Origin of the sequence: Acinetobacter sp. 1542444 (genome assembly GCF_000581835.1) — a bacterium.
Classification (GTDB): Bacteria; Pseudomonadota; Gammaproteobacteria; order Pseudomonadales; family Moraxellaceae; genus Acinetobacter; species Acinetobacter pittii.
This window is the reverse complement of record NZ_JEYA01000005.1, coordinates 259,725-276,023: the sequence shown is the minus strand read 5'-3', so window position 1 is coordinate 276,023 and position 16,299 is coordinate 259,725. Positions and strand designations below refer to the sequence as shown.

General features: G+C 41.0%; 19 protein-coding genes. 4 read left to right on the top strand and 15 right to left on the bottom strand.

Features of this window, described 5'->3' with window-relative positions:
- Positions 1-40 precede the first annotated feature (40 nt).
- A complete protein-coding gene (gene orn / locus J580_RS18620; RefSeq protein ID WP_000099436.1) occupies positions 41-607 on the bottom strand; it encodes an oligoribonuclease in 567 nt (188 codons plus the stop codon).
- A 125-nt stretch (positions 608-732) separates the two neighbouring features.
- On the opposite strand from orn, the gene rsgA reads away from it, so the two are divergent.
- The 4 genes from rsgA (at position 733) to secB (ending at position 3,064) form a co-directional block, all read left to right on the top strand.
- Complete coding sequence (gene rsgA, locus J580_RS18615; RefSeq protein ID WP_032005204.1) at positions 733-1,794, top strand: ribosome small subunit-dependent GTPase A; 1,062 nt, start codon at positions 733-735, stop codon at positions 1,792-1,794.
- A gap of 98 nt (positions 1,795-1,892) precedes the next feature.
- Positions 1,893-2,309 (top strand): rhodanese-like domain-containing protein, encoded by a 417-nt coding sequence (locus J580_RS18610; protein WP_000443006.1) that lies wholly within the window; start codon positions 1,893-1,895, stop codon positions 2,307-2,309.
- An 11-nt stretch (positions 2,310-2,320) separates the two neighbouring features.
- Positions 2,321-2,578, top strand: coding sequence for a glutaredoxin 3 (grxC, locus tag J580_RS18605; RefSeq protein WP_002114715.1), 258 nt, complete (start codon positions 2,321-2,323; stop codon positions 2,576-2,578).
- Positions 2,579-2,605: 27 nt separating this feature from the next.
- Positions 2,606-3,064 (top strand): protein-export chaperone SecB, encoded by a 459-nt coding sequence (secB, locus tag J580_RS18600; RefSeq protein WP_031968657.1) that lies wholly within the window; start codon positions 2,606-2,608, stop codon positions 3,062-3,064.
- Positions 3,065-3,136: 72 nt separating this feature from the next.
- On the opposite strand, the gene J580_RS18595 is transcribed toward secB, so the two are convergent.
- The 14 genes from J580_RS18595 to J580_RS18530 are packed head-to-tail and all read right to left on the bottom strand — an operon-like array spanning position 3,137 to position 16,298.
- Positions 3,137-3,793 carry a 4'-phosphopantetheinyl transferase family protein gene (locus tag J580_RS18595; protein WP_032005203.1) on the bottom strand — a complete coding sequence of 219 codons (657 nt, stop codon included), beginning with the start codon at positions 3,791-3,793 and terminating at the stop codon, positions 3,137-3,139.
- A gap of 23 nt (positions 3,794-3,816) precedes the next feature.
- Positions 3,817-4,251: a hypothetical protein gene (locus J580_RS18590; protein ID WP_016144319.1), complete on the bottom strand. Its 435-nt coding sequence runs from the start codon at positions 4,249-4,251 to the stop codon at positions 3,817-3,819.
- Positions 4,252-4,262: 11 nt separating this feature from the next.
- On the bottom strand, positions 4,263-5,489 hold the full coding sequence (locus tag J580_RS18585; RefSeq protein WP_032005201.1) for a beta-ketoacyl-ACP synthase: 1,227 nt from the start codon (positions 5,487-5,489) through the stop codon (positions 4,263-4,265).
- A complete protein-coding gene (locus J580_RS18580; RefSeq protein ID WP_081403706.1) occupies positions 5,489-6,214 on the bottom strand; it encodes a 3-ketoacyl-ACP reductase FabG2 in 726 nt (241 codons plus the stop codon). The genes J580_RS18585 and J580_RS18580 overlap by 1 nt, the downstream gene beginning before the upstream one ends.
- 23 nt (positions 6,215-6,237) lie before the next feature.
- The gene (locus J580_RS18575; RefSeq protein WP_032005199.1) at positions 6,238-6,663 is read right to left on the bottom strand and encodes a 3-hydroxylacyl-ACP dehydratase; all 426 of its coding nucleotides are present in this window, start codon (positions 6,661-6,663) and stop codon (positions 6,238-6,240) included.
- On the bottom strand, positions 6,663-7,865 hold the full coding sequence (locus J580_RS18570; protein ID WP_032005198.1) for a beta-ketoacyl-[acyl-carrier-protein] synthase family protein: 1,203 nt from the start codon (positions 7,863-7,865) through the stop codon (positions 6,663-6,665). Before J580_RS18570 ends, J580_RS18575 begins: the two co-directional genes overlap by 1 nt.
- Entirely contained in the window at positions 7,862-8,407 is a 546-nt protein-coding gene (locus J580_RS18565; RefSeq protein WP_016142227.1) for a DUF3261 domain-containing protein, read from the bottom strand. Before J580_RS18565 ends, J580_RS18570 begins: the two co-directional genes overlap by 4 nt.
- Positions 8,408-8,409: 2 nt before the next feature.
- Positions 8,410-9,705, bottom strand: a complete 1,296-nt coding sequence (locus tag J580_RS18560) for an NAD(P)/FAD-dependent oxidoreductase (RefSeq protein ID WP_032005197.1) — start codon at positions 9,703-9,705, stop codon at positions 8,410-8,412.
- 29 nt (positions 9,706-9,734) lie between these two features.
- Complete coding sequence (locus tag J580_RS18555; protein ID WP_032005196.1) at positions 9,735-12,050, bottom strand: MMPL family transporter; 2,316 nt, start codon at positions 12,048-12,050, stop codon at positions 9,735-9,737.
- The gene (locus J580_RS18550; RefSeq protein ID WP_032005195.1) at positions 12,025-12,654 is read right to left on the bottom strand and encodes a LolA family protein; all 630 of its coding nucleotides are present in this window, start codon (positions 12,652-12,654) and stop codon (positions 12,025-12,027) included. Before J580_RS18550 ends, J580_RS18555 begins: the two co-directional genes overlap by 26 nt.
- Positions 12,654-13,082 carry an acyl-CoA thioesterase gene (locus J580_RS18545; protein ID WP_000542808.1) on the bottom strand — a complete coding sequence of 143 codons (429 nt, stop codon included), beginning with the start codon at positions 13,080-13,082 and terminating at the stop codon, positions 12,654-12,656. The genes J580_RS18550 and J580_RS18545 overlap by 1 nt, the downstream gene beginning before the upstream one ends.
- Before the next feature lie 9 nt (positions 13,083-13,091).
- Complete coding sequence (locus tag J580_RS18540; protein ID WP_032005194.1) at positions 13,092-14,627, bottom strand: HAL/PAL/TAL family ammonia-lyase; 1,536 nt, start codon at positions 14,625-14,627, stop codon at positions 13,092-13,094.
- A 1-nt stretch (position 14,628) separates the two neighbouring features.
- Positions 14,629-15,555, bottom strand: a complete 927-nt coding sequence (locus J580_RS18535) for an acyltransferase (RefSeq protein WP_032005193.1) — start codon at positions 15,553-15,555, stop codon at positions 14,629-14,631.
- A gap of 2 nt (positions 15,556-15,557) precedes the next feature.
- A complete protein-coding gene (locus tag J580_RS18530) occupies positions 15,558-16,298 on the bottom strand; it encodes a glycosyltransferase family 2 protein (RefSeq protein WP_032005192.1) in 741 nt (246 codons plus the stop codon).
- Position 16,299 lies beyond the last annotated feature (1 nt).

Sequence of the window (16,299 nt, the reverse complement as noted above, 5' to 3'; positions counted from 1 at the left end):
GAGGCTTAAGCCTCCCTTTCATATCACATCTACAACGTAATCAATCTTTACCATCTGTATTCATGATAAAGAAATATTCGCGGTAATATTTCAACTCTGAAATTGAGTCACGAATATCATCCATTGCCAAATGTGATGCATTCTTTTTCAAGCCACTCATAATTTCAGGGCGCCAGCGTTTTGAAAGCTCTTTTACCGTAGATACATCAAGATTACGATAGTGGAAATACTGCTCAAGTTCAGGCATAAGACGGTGTAAGAAACGGCGATCCTGACAAATTGAGTTACCGCACATTGGTGAAACTTTTGGATTTACCCATTTTTTTAGGAATTCTAAAGTTTGTAACTCAGCATCACGGGCTGTTAACTTACTACGACGAACTCGTTCAATCAGACCAGACTGACCATGTTGACGAGTGTTCCATTCATCCATTGCATTTAAAATACGATCAGGTTGATGAATAGCCAAAACCGGGCCTTCGGCAAGTACATTTAAATGATCATCTGTAATAATTGTTGCGATTTCAATAATTTGGTCATTATCGGTATCTAATCCGGTCATTTCCAGATCAATCCAAATTAATCGTGTATTTAAAGTACTGCTCATGAATGTACGTTCTAAAATGCCGTAAAAACATCAATAGTAGCAAATTTCTTGCTTCCGCGCTGTAATTCTATAGCTGCTTCATGCTATTTTTGCGGTCTTCAAACAATGGTTTTTTTGGGATATGAATGGCTTTAATTCGTAAGCGTCGTTTAACTGAACAGCAGCAACGTCGTATTGAAAAACAGCATAAAACTCGCCAAGAAGAGATCGATACTTCACAGGATCTAGATGGACTCGTTGTACAACACTATGGCCGTCAACTTGAAGTACAAGCCCTCTCTGTACCTGAGCATCACCCAGAAAAACCACAAGTTGCTGAAGGAGAACCTGAACCATTCTGGAAGCCGATCGAGCTCAATAGTGTTTGGCGTTGCCATACCCGAACTAATCTTGAGTTACTTGTAACTGGTGATCGTGTTAAATGGCAGGCAGACCCCAATACGGGTCTAGGCATTATTACAGCCATTCACCCACGTACATCTTTACTTACCCGCCCTGACCGCTATCACAAAGTTAAACCAGTGGCCGCAAATATCAGTTTGATTGTGATTGTATTTTCACCGCTTCCTGAACCCGCTCCAACGTTAATTGATCGATATTTAGTTGCTTGTGCAGATGCAAACATTCCAGCTCTTTTGGTCCTCAATAAGTCTGATTTACTCACTGAAAATGACCCAATTCTCACTCTATTAGAAGAATATAAAACTTTGGGTTATGAAGTAATGATTTGTCAGTCCAAGAAGGGAGATATCTCTGCTTTATCTGAGCGTTTAGATGGTGAAACCGTAGCATTTGTAGGGCAATCAGGCGTAGGAAAAAGCTCTTTAATTAATGTGCTCATTCCAGATGCAGAGCAAAAAACTAATGTTATTTCTGAAAACTCTGCACTTGGACAACACACGACAACCTCTACGCGCTTAATCAACTTCGGTAAAAATGGTGCCTTAATTGATTCTCCGGGAATTCGTGAGTTTGGGCTTTGGCATCTCGATTTAGAAAAAATTCGTATGGGCTTTCCAGACATTGCAGCACATCTAGGATCTTGCCAATTCCGTAATTGTACTCATACTCATGAAAAGAATTGTGGTTTAAAAAATGCTGTCGAAGCAGGTGAAATTTTGCCACGACGTCTAGATAGCTTTTTGCGTTTAATCGACGAGATTCAAGAAGCGCAGCAAAAAAACTGATTTTCTGCCCTATTTGCCCTTGAAGTGGTGATTTTGATCACCATCTATATACGCTATACTCTAGGTCAATTTTGTTTTTTAATTTTTTTAGGTGACTTGTGGAACGCTGGTTAGAGTTTATGGGGAATCACCCCATTTTGTTTGGTACGCTCGGAGTCTTGATCGTGTTGTTCTTCATTTTTGAAGGTCAACGTAATGGTCGTAAAATTTCTCCACAGTCGCTTGGTATTTTAGTGAAAGCGAAAAATGCTCTTTTGATTGACTTACGCGATAGCAAAGATTTCCGCGAAGGTCACATTAGTGGCAGTCGCAATATTCCGTATAGCCAAATCGCAAGTCATGCTGACGAATTAAAAGCAAGTGACCGTCCACTGGTATTTATTTGCAACTTGGGGCAAGTTGCCGGAAGTGCTTTGCAAAAAGTTGCTCACCACGATAGCTATCGTCTTGATGGTGGTATTAGTAACTGGAAAGCACAAGGCTTACCTCTTGTTAAAAGCAAACCAAAAGCTTAAGGAGAATTATCATGGCTGCAAATGTCATTGTTTACTCAACTTCTGTATGCCCGTATTGTGTTCGTGCTAAACAGTTACTTGAGCGTAAAGGTGTTGCTTATAAAGAAGTAAATCTTTCTGTTGAAGCACCCGAAGTACGTGTTGAATTAATGCAACGCACAAATCATCGTACTGTCCCACAAATTTTCATAAACGATCAGTTTATTGGTGGTTTTGACCAACTTTATGCTTTAGAGCGTGAAGGTAAACTCGACGAATTATTGGCTTAACATCGCATCCATATTAAGGAAAAAACAATGAGCGAAGAACAACAAGTTCAACCACAATTAGCTTTAGAGCGTATTTATACAAAAGATATTTCTTTTGAGGTTCCTGGGGCGCAGGTTTTCACAAAACAATGGCAACCTGAACTTAATATCAATCTTTCTTCTGCTGCAGAAAAGATTGACCCAACTCACTTTGAAGTTTCTTTAAAAGTTGTGGTAAAAGCCGATAACGACAACGAAACAGCGTTCATTGTAGATGTAACTCAATCAGGTATTTTCTTGATCGACAACATTGAAGAAGAGCGTTTACCTTATATTTTAGGCGCATACTGCCCAAATATTTTGTTCCCGTTTTTACGTGAAGCTGTAAATGATTTAGTAACTAAAGGTAGCTTCCCACAGTTACTTCTTACTCCAATCAACTTTGATGCAGAGTTCGAAGCTAACATGCAACGTGCTCAAGCTGCAGCTGTTGAAGGTCAAGCTTAATATTTTAGCTTTCCCTTTTAATAAAAAAAACCGCGTAATACGCGGTTTTTTTTATGTGTGCTATTTATATTATTAACGATCAAGCGAGTGAAGCTGAATAGATGGAAACTGAAAACCACGGCAAGATAACTCTGAACGCCATGCCACGGTTAATATCATATTGCCAACAATAAAATTCTGATAAGCAAATGTCCCATTAAGTGGGTGAGAACAGACTCCACCATGATCAGTAGAATGTGCCTGAGTATTTAACGTATTTAAATCTAGGCGTATGCCTAGTCCTGAAGCTTTTAAAACGGCTTCTTTTGTGGTCCAGACTTTAAACCAATATTCTCTATCTTGTTCTAGACTTTGCCAGGTTGCATATTCATCGGGATGAAATGCATGCTGCGCTAGAGCTTCCAAACGTACTTTACGGTCTAACTCTTCAACGTCTATACCGATATCTTTAACATGCTGACTCATCGCTAAAGCATAATATTGTTGGCTATGAGAGTGATTAAAATTTAAATCGTGATTCAATAAATAGGGCTTGCCATGCTCATGCTTTGCAAACTCCAAATCCATTGAATTGAGTTGTAGTTTCTCTGCAATCAGTCGATTTCTGACACTCTGTATTTGTTGTTTTTTATAATGATTAAATGAACGGAAGTCTGGAAAATCTTGTTTAGACTTTAAAAGAAGCTGAGATAATGCCTGTGTATAGACTTCAATTTTCCGCTTAGACATTATCTCGACCTTACTTAAAATTATTAGAATTTAACGACATCGCCTTTTAAAGCAACACCCGCCATCATGGTGCCTTTATAGCAATCGTAAGTTGTCGTACTCGTTGTTTCATTGGCTTTAAAATAGCTCACAATATTGGTCACGGCGTTTGCCCCTTGTGCTTTGGCATTGTTTTGCATTTGGATCAGTGCTGAACGCAAAACCCAGTCACAAGACGTTGCTGCCGACTTACCAAAACCATTGGTCTTTTTATTCGTCACCGCATCTTTTTGAATAACTTTACCACCAGACTTTGTACCCTTTAAATAAAACTTTACCGAACCATCCAAAGTCCCATCTGCAACCGCACGGTCTACAGCTTCTTTAAAATTTAACTGATGTACTTCATCTCCAGCCTGAACAGTGGCAGTAAAACCCGCACTTAGCATTGCTACAAATAAAAGTTTTTTATTTAACATTGTTGTGTTCCTTATTGTTTAACACGTTTAAAAATAAGCGAAGTATTAATTCCGCCAAAAGCAAAGTTATTGCTCATAATAATGTCAGCATCCAAATTTCTCGGCTGCTGAACGATATAATCTAGTTCACCACATAGTGGGTCGATTTCATCTAGATTTAAAGTTGGAATAAAACGGCCACGATTCATCATTTCGATGCTTAACCAAGCTTCAATAGCCCCACACGCCCCCAGCGTATGTCCAAAATAACTCTTTAAAGAGCTAATTGGTTTATAGCCTAAAACTTTTGCAGTGGCTTGGCTCTCCGCCACATCACCCTGATCAGTTGAAGTACCATGTGCATTTACATAGTCAATGTCTTTAGCTTCTACAGATGCATCTTTAAGCGCTAACTCCATACAGCGCCCCATCATTTCTGATTCAGGACGAGTGACATGTTGACCATCGGTATTGCTACCATAACCAATCACTTCTGCATAAATATGAGCACCTCGTGCTTTGGCATGTTCATATTCTTCGAGAATTAAACACCCTGCCCCTTCACCAATCACCAATCCATCTCGTTTAGCATCAAAAGGACGTGGTGTTTTTTCAGGTTGATCATTCATACCACTGGTTGCGAACAATACATCAAAAACTGCCGCCCCTGCCGCACTGAGTTCCTCTGCACCACCCGCAATCATGACTTGTTGTTTGCCATATTTGATTGCCTCGTAAGCTTGCCCAATTGCCATGGAACCAGAGGTACATGCACTTGAGGTAGGTAAAGTTAATCCTTTTAGACCAAAATATACGGTCATGTTCACTGCACTGGTGTGGGCCATCATGCGAATATAAGTGGTGGCATTAATCTTACTCATGCTCTGGTGAAGCAACATGCTTGCAAACTCACCCACGGCATCTACGCTACCCGCAGAAGAACCAAAGGCAACACCCGCTTCGCCACTAGACAAAATTTCATGCCCGAGCAAACCAGCATTTTGTAAAGCAGTTTCGGCACAAACCACAGACATGAGCGCTACACGCCCCATCCCACGGGTAACCTTACGGTTAAAATGTTTTGGAACATGAAATGTTTCAACAGGCCCAGCAAGCTTGGTCCGAAGGTCAACATATTGCTCCCACTCCGGCATGTAGCGAATACCACTTTTAGCAGCTTCAAATCGCGCAAAGATGTCATCGGCAGTTTCACCTAAAGAGGTAATGCCTGCCATTCCTGTCACAACTACACGTTTCATCAGATGAGTCCTCCATTTACAGAGATCACCTGTCGAGTTACATACGAGGCTTCATCTGAACACAAGAATTTCACTACGCTCGCCACTTCATCAACCTGTCCCATGCGCTGCAGCGGAATCATTTTAAGCGCATGTTCTTTGACTTCATCTGTCACCATTTCGGTTTCAATCAGTCCAGGGGCTACACAGTTCACAGTAATTTTTCGCTTCGCCAATTCGAGTGCCAAAGCCTTGGTCGCACCAATTAGACCTGCTTTTGCAGCACTGTAGTTGACCTGTCCACGATTACCCATAATTCCAGATACAGAAGATAAAGTGACAATACGGCCACCTTTGCGTAAGTGAATCATTGGCATGATAAGTGGTTTTAAAATATTATAGAAACCGTCTAAGGAAGTCGAAATTACTTCATCCCAATCTTGATCTGTTAACGCAGGAAAAGCACCATCATGAGTAAGACCTGCATTTAATACAACCCCATAAAAAGCGCCATGCTGCTTTACGTCTTGTTCTAGAATTTGTTGAACCGTCTGGCGCTCATTTACATCAAACATTAAATAATGGCTATTTTGACCTAAGGCTTGAATCTCTTGTACGACTTGCTCAGCCTCTGCCTGACGAGAACGTGCATGTACAGTTACATCAAAACCAGCCTTTGCCAGCTGTAATGCAATCGCTTTCCCAATTCCTCGGCTTGAACCCGTTACTAAAATTCGTCTTGTCACGATGTATTCCTAATTCTTTGTGGTTATTCAAATGGTGTTTCTGTAGGTTCAAATACACTTAACGTTGCCTGAATGCAGTGCTCAGCATATTGAATTTCACAGGAAAATTGCCCAAGTCCTTCATGAAAATATTGTTGCTCTATTTGGATAATCAATCGTGAACCTAAGGAGAAATAAGGGATGGGTAAATTTAATTTACGTGTTCCCAATAAAAAACCGACTTTTGGTGCTTGTTTTGACTGCTGACCTTGCCAGCCTGAATAAGCACTAATTGTTTGTGCCATAATTTCAATGCTTGCCCATGTCGGCAATCCTTCCGCTTCACAAAACATGAGCTCTGGTGTAATCGTGAGTTCTGCTTGTGCCCGCCCTTCAGCAACATCCGTTAAATGGTCAACAAATACCATCGGTTGCTCATGAGGAATATATTGAATTGCATCCAGTTTCATTAGGGCTTCACTCCAAAAACAAGACTAATATTACTTCCCCCAAAAGCGAAAGAATTACTCATGACATAGCGAATGGGTTGTTTTAGTTCAGCATCTTGCACATAGTTTTGGTCGGCCAAAGCTGGATCAATCTCAACACTTTGATGTAAAGGCAACCAACTTTGATCTTTTAAAACTTGCTCACAAATAAAAGCTTCGATGGCACCCGCTGCACCGAGACAATGTCCAGTTTTATGTTTTGTACTACTTAAAGCAACTTGGTAATCACCCAAAATTTGTCTTACAGCCTTAATTTCCATTGCGTCATTTTGTGGAGTTGCCGTTCCATGCAAATTGATATAACCAATCTCTTGAGCGGAAATATGTGCCATATCTAATGCACGTTGCATAGCTAAAGCTGCACCTTTGCCTTCAGGGTGCGGGGCTGAAATATGCCACGCATCCATAGATTCACCCGTCCCCATTAACATGACTGGTGCTTGTTCTTTACTTAGTACAAAAAACGCAGCAGCTTCACCAATATTAATACCATCACGGCTTACGCCGCAGGGTTGGCAAATATGTTCAGATAAACTTTCTAGACTATTAAATCCATTTAGGGTCAATTTGCACAAGGTATCGACGCCCCCCACCAGCACAACATCTGCTAAATCTGCATGAAGTAATCTCTGCCCTGCGGCTAATGCTTTAGCGCTAGAAGAACAAGCTGTTGAAATCGTATATGCAGGTCCTTCCCACCCTAAGTACTGCTGTAATGCTTTCGCTAAACAGCTCATTTCTTGAGGATAGTGTGATATCGATAGATCTGTTTGCCCTTGAAAATATTGCTTAAGTAATAATTCATTATCTGCAATACCAGAAGTAGAGGTGCCTACCACAATGGCTAAACGTTTATTTTCAAAGGATGCTGTATAAGCTTTTAACTCTGTTTCGATTTTAGATAATGCGGTTAATGCAAAACGTAGATTACGTGAATCTACAGACTGCAAAGCATCGGGTACGTGCGAACATAACGGGTGCATATACTGCCCCACCCAAACATCACGATCAGCGATTAAATCATCTCGCAAACTCAAGGTTTGCTGCGGCTGCTGTAATGCTTGTTTAATTTGATTAAGTTCGTAGCCTAAAGCTGACAAACCAACACTAAATTGTATGCCTACTGCCATTGCGACTTTATTTTCTGAAGGTAGATGTTTCATGGCGTAGGACTTTCTTCTGTCTGCAAGGTGTTCTCAATCGAACTCAGCGTCATGGTATAAGGGACTTGTTCATTAATCAATTCAATGCTTCCTTGTCCTTGTTTAAGCTGCAATACAGGTTGCTTTTCAATATAAACAACCTGCTTGTCTGCTTGTTGTTTCATCTCCACAGCTTGCTGCCCTAAATGTGAAAATTGAGGGTAGGTTGCAAACAAAAGATCACGTACCACAAACTCAAAAGGCAATAAACGCATTTGATCAATACGTTGTTCAACATGAACCCGATGCCCATCAAACTGTAACTTAAATAATTGTTGACCTGTCAAGCTTAAAGCGACCATATCCAGTACAGCACCCTTTTGCTGTTGATATAACAAGAAGCTAAAACTTTGCTGCTTCCACTGAACTTCAACCTGATCTTGCCTTTGATAAGTCTGAGCCTGCCACAGTGGACTTTGCAGCCCTTTAGCATGTGGCATAACCTGACAACCATTTAAAAATATAAAGCTACTGAGTAATATCGTTGCCCATTTGCGTTGCATGGTTATCCCTCAAGTACCTGTTCTTGCGCCAAGCCTTCACGACAATATTCTGCCAAAGTAGTGAGTCTACGTTTGGCATTTTTATGGATTGGATTTTTTTCATCCCACGCATAACCAGCCAATAATGAAGAAATCATACGACGAATACCTTCATTCTGATTTTGTGAGAACACCACATCTTGGAACTCACCTTCGTACCATGACTCAACATAGGCACGAAACACCTGAATGCCGCGGCGTAATGGTTTTTCATATTCTTCTAACCAGTCGACTTGCTCACCTTGTAAAACTCGTTCAACCAAAGGAATTGCCATACTTGAAGATTTAAGAGCAATCGTCACACCTGATGAAAAGACTGGATCAAGAAACTCACCCGCATTACCTAATAGCGCATAGTTGCGGTCTGCCAAGTGTTTTACATTCGCTGAGTAGCCCACCAAAGTACGCACTGGTGTATCAAACTTTGCATGGCGCAAGACATGTGACAAGCTTGCTTCATCGGCTAAAATGCGTTTGAACATTGCTTCAGGTTCATTATCCGAAGCATTTTCGACCGTGTATTTATCAAAAAAGTCTTGTTCTGCCACCACACCGAAAGAAGCCCGTCCATCTGCAAATGGAATCAGCCAATACCATGCACGGTGATCTTTTTCATGGACAGTAATTAAAATTTTATTACGATCAAATTCTGGGTCATCTGTAATACGATCTTCAATATGGGTAAACAGCGCACGTCGTACCGGAAAATTTGATGGGCTTTCCAAGTCAAGTAATTTTGGCAAAATTCTCCCAAAGCCGCTCGCATCTAACAAAAATTTAGTTTGAATCTGATAACGCTGTTGTTCTTCATCGATTACTGTAAGTACAGGCTGTTCAGATGCAACATCAACATCTAAGACTTCATGTCCAAAGCGTATATCTGCGCCATAAACTTGAGCCTGCTTTGCTAGCAAATTGTCAAAATCTGCACGGCGAACTTGCCAAGTTGTTCCCGGACCATCGGTAAATTTTTCTGTAAAGTCATAAAAACTACGCTGTTTGCCACGTAGAAAAGCTGCCCCATTTTTAAATTGAAAAGCATATTGCTCAACATGCTCACGGACTGTTTCTAATAAACCAGCCTCTTCTAAAAATGCCATAGATTGAGGTAACAATGACTCACCAATCGAAAAACGAGGGAAATGCTGTTTTTCAATGACCGTAACGGTATAGCCCTTTTTTCGAAGAAGTGCAGCAGCAGAACTACCTGATGGCCCAGCCCCAATAATCACGACGTCAATTTTTTCTATAGTGCTCATAGCACAACTTCCTTTTTAATTTATTCAAATTATGAATGGTCTTGTAAATTCACGATATGTTTTTCATCTGCGGGCGTTAACAAAGTCGCATAGATAAACGAGAAAATAACCCCGAGTAAAACCGTTAAACCAAAACAATGAATTGCGTAAGTATGGCTAAATGAAAGTAATCCGAAGCCGAGTAAGGTCGACATCATACATAAAAATAATGCCATTCCAACTACTTGTGGGTGATCATGTCCATGTCGGTAGAAAATTGCATAGTCGACACCAATCCCTATAATCAGAAAAGTCGCCATAATACTAAACAGGTTAATCTCGACACCTAACCATGCCTGAACAGCAAAAGTGCTCAGTAATGCCAAGCTAACTGGCAGGACTAAAGGCACAATCGAACTTAATCCATAAATAAGCGCCAAACCAACTGCCAGACCAATTAAGGCATAAATCAGAAGATGTTGAGCCTGCACTCGATGTTCAGCAAACATTTGCGACATTTCGGTAATCGGTTGCTGAAAATGTATATGCTCATTCTGAAGCTGCTTTAACACTTCAGGCTGTTTTGCCCCTGTCACCATCACTAATCGTTCATTGGCTTGAGGTTGTAAAAAAGCTAAAGGGTGATCTTTAAATACTGAAAAATCTAATAACGGTTGTGCCGCTAGTTGCTGTTGCCATTGCAATACGTCAGTGACATTTAAGCCCATACTTTGTGCATATTGCTGCAAAGTCGCTTTTGGAATATTTCTTAATAGTTGTAGATTATTTTGCTGCTCTGCCAATGGTGGAATCCATTGACCTAAAGCTTGAAATGCACTGATTTTTCCGTTTGTTTGCAACTGTTGTAATTGCCCTATCAGTTGCTGCTCTTGTTGCTGCATTTCATTTGCAGATGCTGCACGCACCACAAAATAATCACTACTTTGCTGCTGGCCAAATTGCTTACGAACAGCTTGGTCCTGCTGTTTTAAGCTCGCGTCCATACCTTGTAAATTACGAATATCATCGTTACTTTTAAGATAGAAAAGACTCGAAGTACCTACTGCTAAAATGACTGCAATCAAGCCATAACGAACTTTGGCACGCTGTTGAAACCATAAGCGTGCTTGTCCAATCCACGATAAAGCTTTTATTGCTGGCTGAGCATTGAGCGCAGGTAATCTTGGTAATAGCAGTACACTACTGATCCACGCCGCAGTTAATCCCACAATTGAAAAGACCGCAATCTGCTTAAATCCTGGGAATGGGGTAAAACTCAAAAAGATGTAAGCAACCAATGTGGTCATTAAGCCCATAAACAAACTTGGTAATAGCGGTTTTAAAATTTGAAAACCACCCAGTTGTCTATGCTGCGATTGCATCGCCATAAAATAAAATGAAAAATCAACACAGACACCAATCAGACTCGCACCAAAGACCAATGTCATGAGGTGAATTTCACCAAACACCCAATGTGTGACTGCAAACGCCACAAAGCTTCCAGTCGAAACTGCAATAAACTCGGTCGCCAAAGGTCGTAGTGAGCGAAAGCCGAACCAAACCAGAAAAATTAAGCCTAGTGTCGAGCCAACACCAATGGTTGAGATTTCCTGTTTAGCCGATTGCGTACCAAAATTTGAAAATAAAATAGTTCCAGTCCAATGAGATTTTAATCCCATTGCAGCTAGCTTTTGCTTAGTTTGCTCAATCCAAGTAGAGGTCTGTTCTTGATAATCAATATTGTATGGACTTTGCGTCAACTGTAATACGAAAAGCCGAGAGATACCTTGTTCATGATGAATCGTGGCAAAGCCCTGCTCCATTTCAATATCTTGTTGCGACGGGGTTGCCAACTGCATGGCATAACGAGGGAACAATAATAGCGGGTCTTGCTTAAGTGATTCAGCAGTGACAGGCATGCCTGGACTCATCATCTGCATCAGACTTTGTTCAGTCAGCGCAGCATAGTCCTTTTTTTGCAATAAGGCTTGATCTTGAGTACTCAACAATCCTGCTCGATGTTGATACAACTGTTTTGCAAATTGATCAAAATCAAGTTGTGGCTTCAGCGGTTGCCACAACTGGCTTTGCTTGGCCTGCGCTGTTAAGAAATGAGTCGCTTGTTGTATTGCAGTCTCATCTTTGGCATCTACCACCACAAATACTTTATTGTTGAGTTGCTCATTCATGTATTGCTGAGTACGTGCAAGTTCTGGGTCTTGCTGAACTTTAGGCAATAACGCAAAAATATTGGTCTGAATATGAATATCTTTATTCAGCCACGTCACGCCAAGCCCCACCGCGATCAGTAGCAGAGCAATTAACCAAAGCGCGGTAAACTTATTTTGCCAGTTGGAAAATCGCATGCTCAGCAGCCGTTAGATTCGTCGGTTGAGAAGTCTGGTGACTAAAGCGAATGGTGGTTAAATTATTCGCTTTCTCGGTAATCACAATTTGGTTGACGTACTGTTGTCCTTGAGCATCAACACGCACAAATAACTTTTTAAACAAGCTACTTTTCGGAGTTAAACTCATGCTCCAACCCGCTGGACTATAATTCGCACTTACCACATTAAAATTCTTTGCTAAGGCCTGTTCATTACCAGACATGAGCTGTAAGAATAAAGTCGCGACCGAACTATATGGTGATTGATCAACTTGTATTTGGCTAAATGTACGCTGAGTTTTCTGTACCAATTTGGTTGGGGTAACGATCAAATCTGCTTGCACAGGTCGTTTGATTTGCCACGCTACACCATAAGCTTTTGAGAACAACAAAGAGCCGTTCGATACAAAAGTTTTATTCAACGATGGCAATTTTTTTTGCTGTTCGAAATCAGCACGAACCGTAGGAGATTGTGACAATTGCTGAAAAATTTGAGTGATCTGTGTTGGCGCTGCATAGACCGCACTTAAACTGCTCATCCAAACAGCAGCACCTAAACCTAAAGTTTTGATGAATTTAGACATCACGCATTCCTCTTCGGTTGAAACTCAGACCATGCATTTAAACGATCAAACAAAACTTGAGGCGACTGGAAACACATTTCACGTGCTTCAATATTCACCGCAACCTGTGTGGTATAACCTTTAGTTAAACGTTTCCCTGACTCAGCATCAAAAATCAAATAATCGATTTTCAAACGATTTTCCCATTCTTTTAAAATGGCCCGAACCCGAATCTTTTGTTCAAACTCAATACCGTATGCATAGCGAACATGGCTTTCAATCACAGGCCATGCATAGCCTGATTCTTTCATCTGCATATAGTTGTAATGAAATTGATCGAGCAATTTACAGCGCGCAATCTCAAAATATTTTAAATAGTGTCCATGCCAAACCACATTCATGGTATCGACATCATGAAATGGAATTTCAATGATTACATCTGCATGCATTGGCTCACCTTATCCCATAAATTCTGGTTGATTAAACAATTCAAGTTGGTCTAAACGATCAACAATCTGTTGTAATTCGGTTTGTAATGGTCGGTCTTCTTCGACAAATGCAAAGCTTTGTAAGGTCCATTGCATAAATGCCTGCAATGTTGGACTTAACTGTGTGGTGAGGCCTTTCAGATGAATTGCCTGCACACTCGCACAGCACAGCGCTGCAATGACTTGCTGTGTTAAGGTAATTACTCGGCTCGCATCACGTGCAGCAATGGTTCCCATGCTGACTTTGTCTTGGTTATGGCATTCAGTTGAACGTGAAAAAATTGAAGCTGCCAAAGTATTTTTCAAGGCTTCAGCCGTCCACGCCGACACTCCGATTTGTACCGCTTTAAAACCATGATTCAGCGGCAAACGTTCAGCCGTTGCACCTGTTAAATTACGCGGTAAACCATGATTCATTTTATGATCGACTAGCTGTGCAATCTGTCTGTCCATCAAGTCAGCAATATTAGCGATCATAATTTTCAAGCTATCCATTGCTTGTGCAATGTGCCCACCGTAAAAATGACCGCCATGCAATACACGCATTCCTACAGGATCAATTAGTGGATTGTCGTTACTTGAATTCAGCTCATTTTCAATAAACTGACGCAACCATACTTTTGAGTCTTCAAATACACCAATAATGTGTGGTGCACAACGAAGCGAATAACGGTCTTGCAAACGTGGGCTTTGATGTGCTGTTTGTACTTCACTATTCAGCCAGTCACGTAATTGCTTGGCAATCTGTTGCTGTCCCGGATGAGGTTTCTGTGCAAACAGTACTTCATCAAAATGACTAGGATTACCTTCCAAGGCCAATACATTTAGAGCGGTAATTAAAGTACTAGCAAGTGCTATCTGCTCTGCTTTTTTATAGTTTAGACAAGCAATTGCTGTCATCACTGCTGTGCCGTTCATGAGCGCCAAACCTTCTTTTGGTCTGAGCGTTAAAGGCTGCAAGCCTTTTTCAGCATACACCTGAGCAACTGGAACAATTTGTCCATCGATATAGACATCACGCTCACCAACTAAAGTTCCCGCAATATAGGACAACGGCGTTAAATCCCCACTTGCCCCGACTGAACCTTCAGATGGAATAACTGGAATTACATTTTCATTCAGCAACCAAACTAAGCGTTCCAGCAAAGCGATCGACACGCCTGAATAACCGCGAGCTAACGAACATAAACGCGTCACTACTACTGCACGTGCAGTGATGACATCTAAATCTTCACCTAAACCACAACCATGAAAACGTGAAAGATGCAGCGGTAATTCATTAACCTGATGCAATGGCACTTCAACCAAACATGAGTCGCCATACCCCGTAGTTACACCGTAGATTACCCCTTCTTCTTCAAGGAGTTGATCGAGAAAATCAGCGCCTTTTTGAATCAGTTCACGCCACTCAGACGTTTCAGGTAAAGCAACCTGACATTCGCCTCTTGCTACAGAAACAACATCTTCAATACTCAGTGGTTGTTCACCTACGGTTAACACACGCATGTTATTTCGTCCAAAAATTATAAAAATTAAACCATTGATAAGGGGCACGCAGACAATGCTGTTCTAGTACTGTAACGTACGTTTTAGTGATGGTTTGCATACTTTCAATACGGTTAGCACGAGGTAAACTCACCTGCTCAGCAATTGAATGGATATGCACTTGAAACTGCTGCTGCACCCGATAGCAAAACACAGCAATAACAGGCACTTTGAGTAAATTTGCTAAAATCCATGCACCTTGTGGGAAAGCTGCTGACTCCCCTAAAAAATCAACATGCTGTACACGATCTGACTGCACAGGCACTCGGTCTGCCGCCACAATGACCCACTCACCTTGCTGCATTTTGTCTTGCAGCAGCATGGCAGTTTCAATACCCAGCTCATCAACTGATAAAAGACACACATCTGCCTTATCATTTATTTTTTTCAAAAACTCATTAAATTTTGTCGCGTGCTTTTGGTAAACCAACACATTAATTTTCTGCGGATGGTCTGACTTAATGGCTCGAAGTAATTCAATATTGCCAAAGTGAGAGACAATAATCAGAGCACCTTTTTGATAATACTGAGAGAAGTTTTCATGTCCAAAAACTTGTAATTCCTGCTCGGGAATATTACCCAACCAACCCTCAATCTTATCTAAAATACATTCGCCAAATTGCATGAAATGCGCATAGCTATTTGTCCAATTTGGTTGGTGGCTAAAGGGAGACTGCGATCCAGCAAAATGATGCAGTTTTTGTAAATAAAGTAAGGAGGCCTGCCTTGCTGTGACAGCAAATAACCAGTACCACATGATGACGAAGTACATCACAAACTTGCATAACCAACGTCCACCAAAACGGTAAAACCATAACATCAGCATAAGGGGTAACATGCCACCTCGCTCTTTAATGTCGTTCCATTTTGGTGAAGCTGAATCTGTCATAATTAACCTTGCAGCTTTTGTTTTAATAGCTTCGGTAAGCGAATCAGCATGCCCATAAACAAAGTTGCATGCGCTTTACTTAGCCCTAAGTTATCTCGCCAAGCATGAAAATGAGAAATACCCTGCTCTGGATAAACCACAGGCGTTGGTACATTAATAAAAGGAGTATTTTCCCATTTTAAACGTACTAAAATTTCACTATCAAAACCCATACGTGGCTGAAATTTAGCACTATTTAAAACCTTTATCGTGCTCTCAAGCGGATACACGCGAAACCCGCACATGCTGTCTTTAATTTCAAAAGACAAACTGTTTAACCACACCCAAAAATGAGTGATGTAGCGGCCATATAAGCGCTTTTTAGGAATAGAGGCATCAAAGTATGGCTGACCAATTACCATTGCATCTGGATGTTGTCGAGACTGCTCAATAAATTTTGGAATGTCATCCCAGCAGTGTTGACCATCGGCATCAAGTTGTAATGCATGGCTTAAACCAAGCTCATAGGCTGCACGCAAACCAGTCATTACGGCTTTTTCCTTTCCCCCATTCACATCATGTTCAATAAGATGAATTTGAGAATATTGCTCTGCCAATCCTTTTAAAATTTGGCTACATGCATCATCACTGCCATCATTGACCAAAACAATCGTTAGACCAAAACTGTTCAGATAAGAAATTAAATCTGCTAAATAATGTGGATGGTTATAAACCGGAACAACAAAGCCGTAATTGGTCTGCATT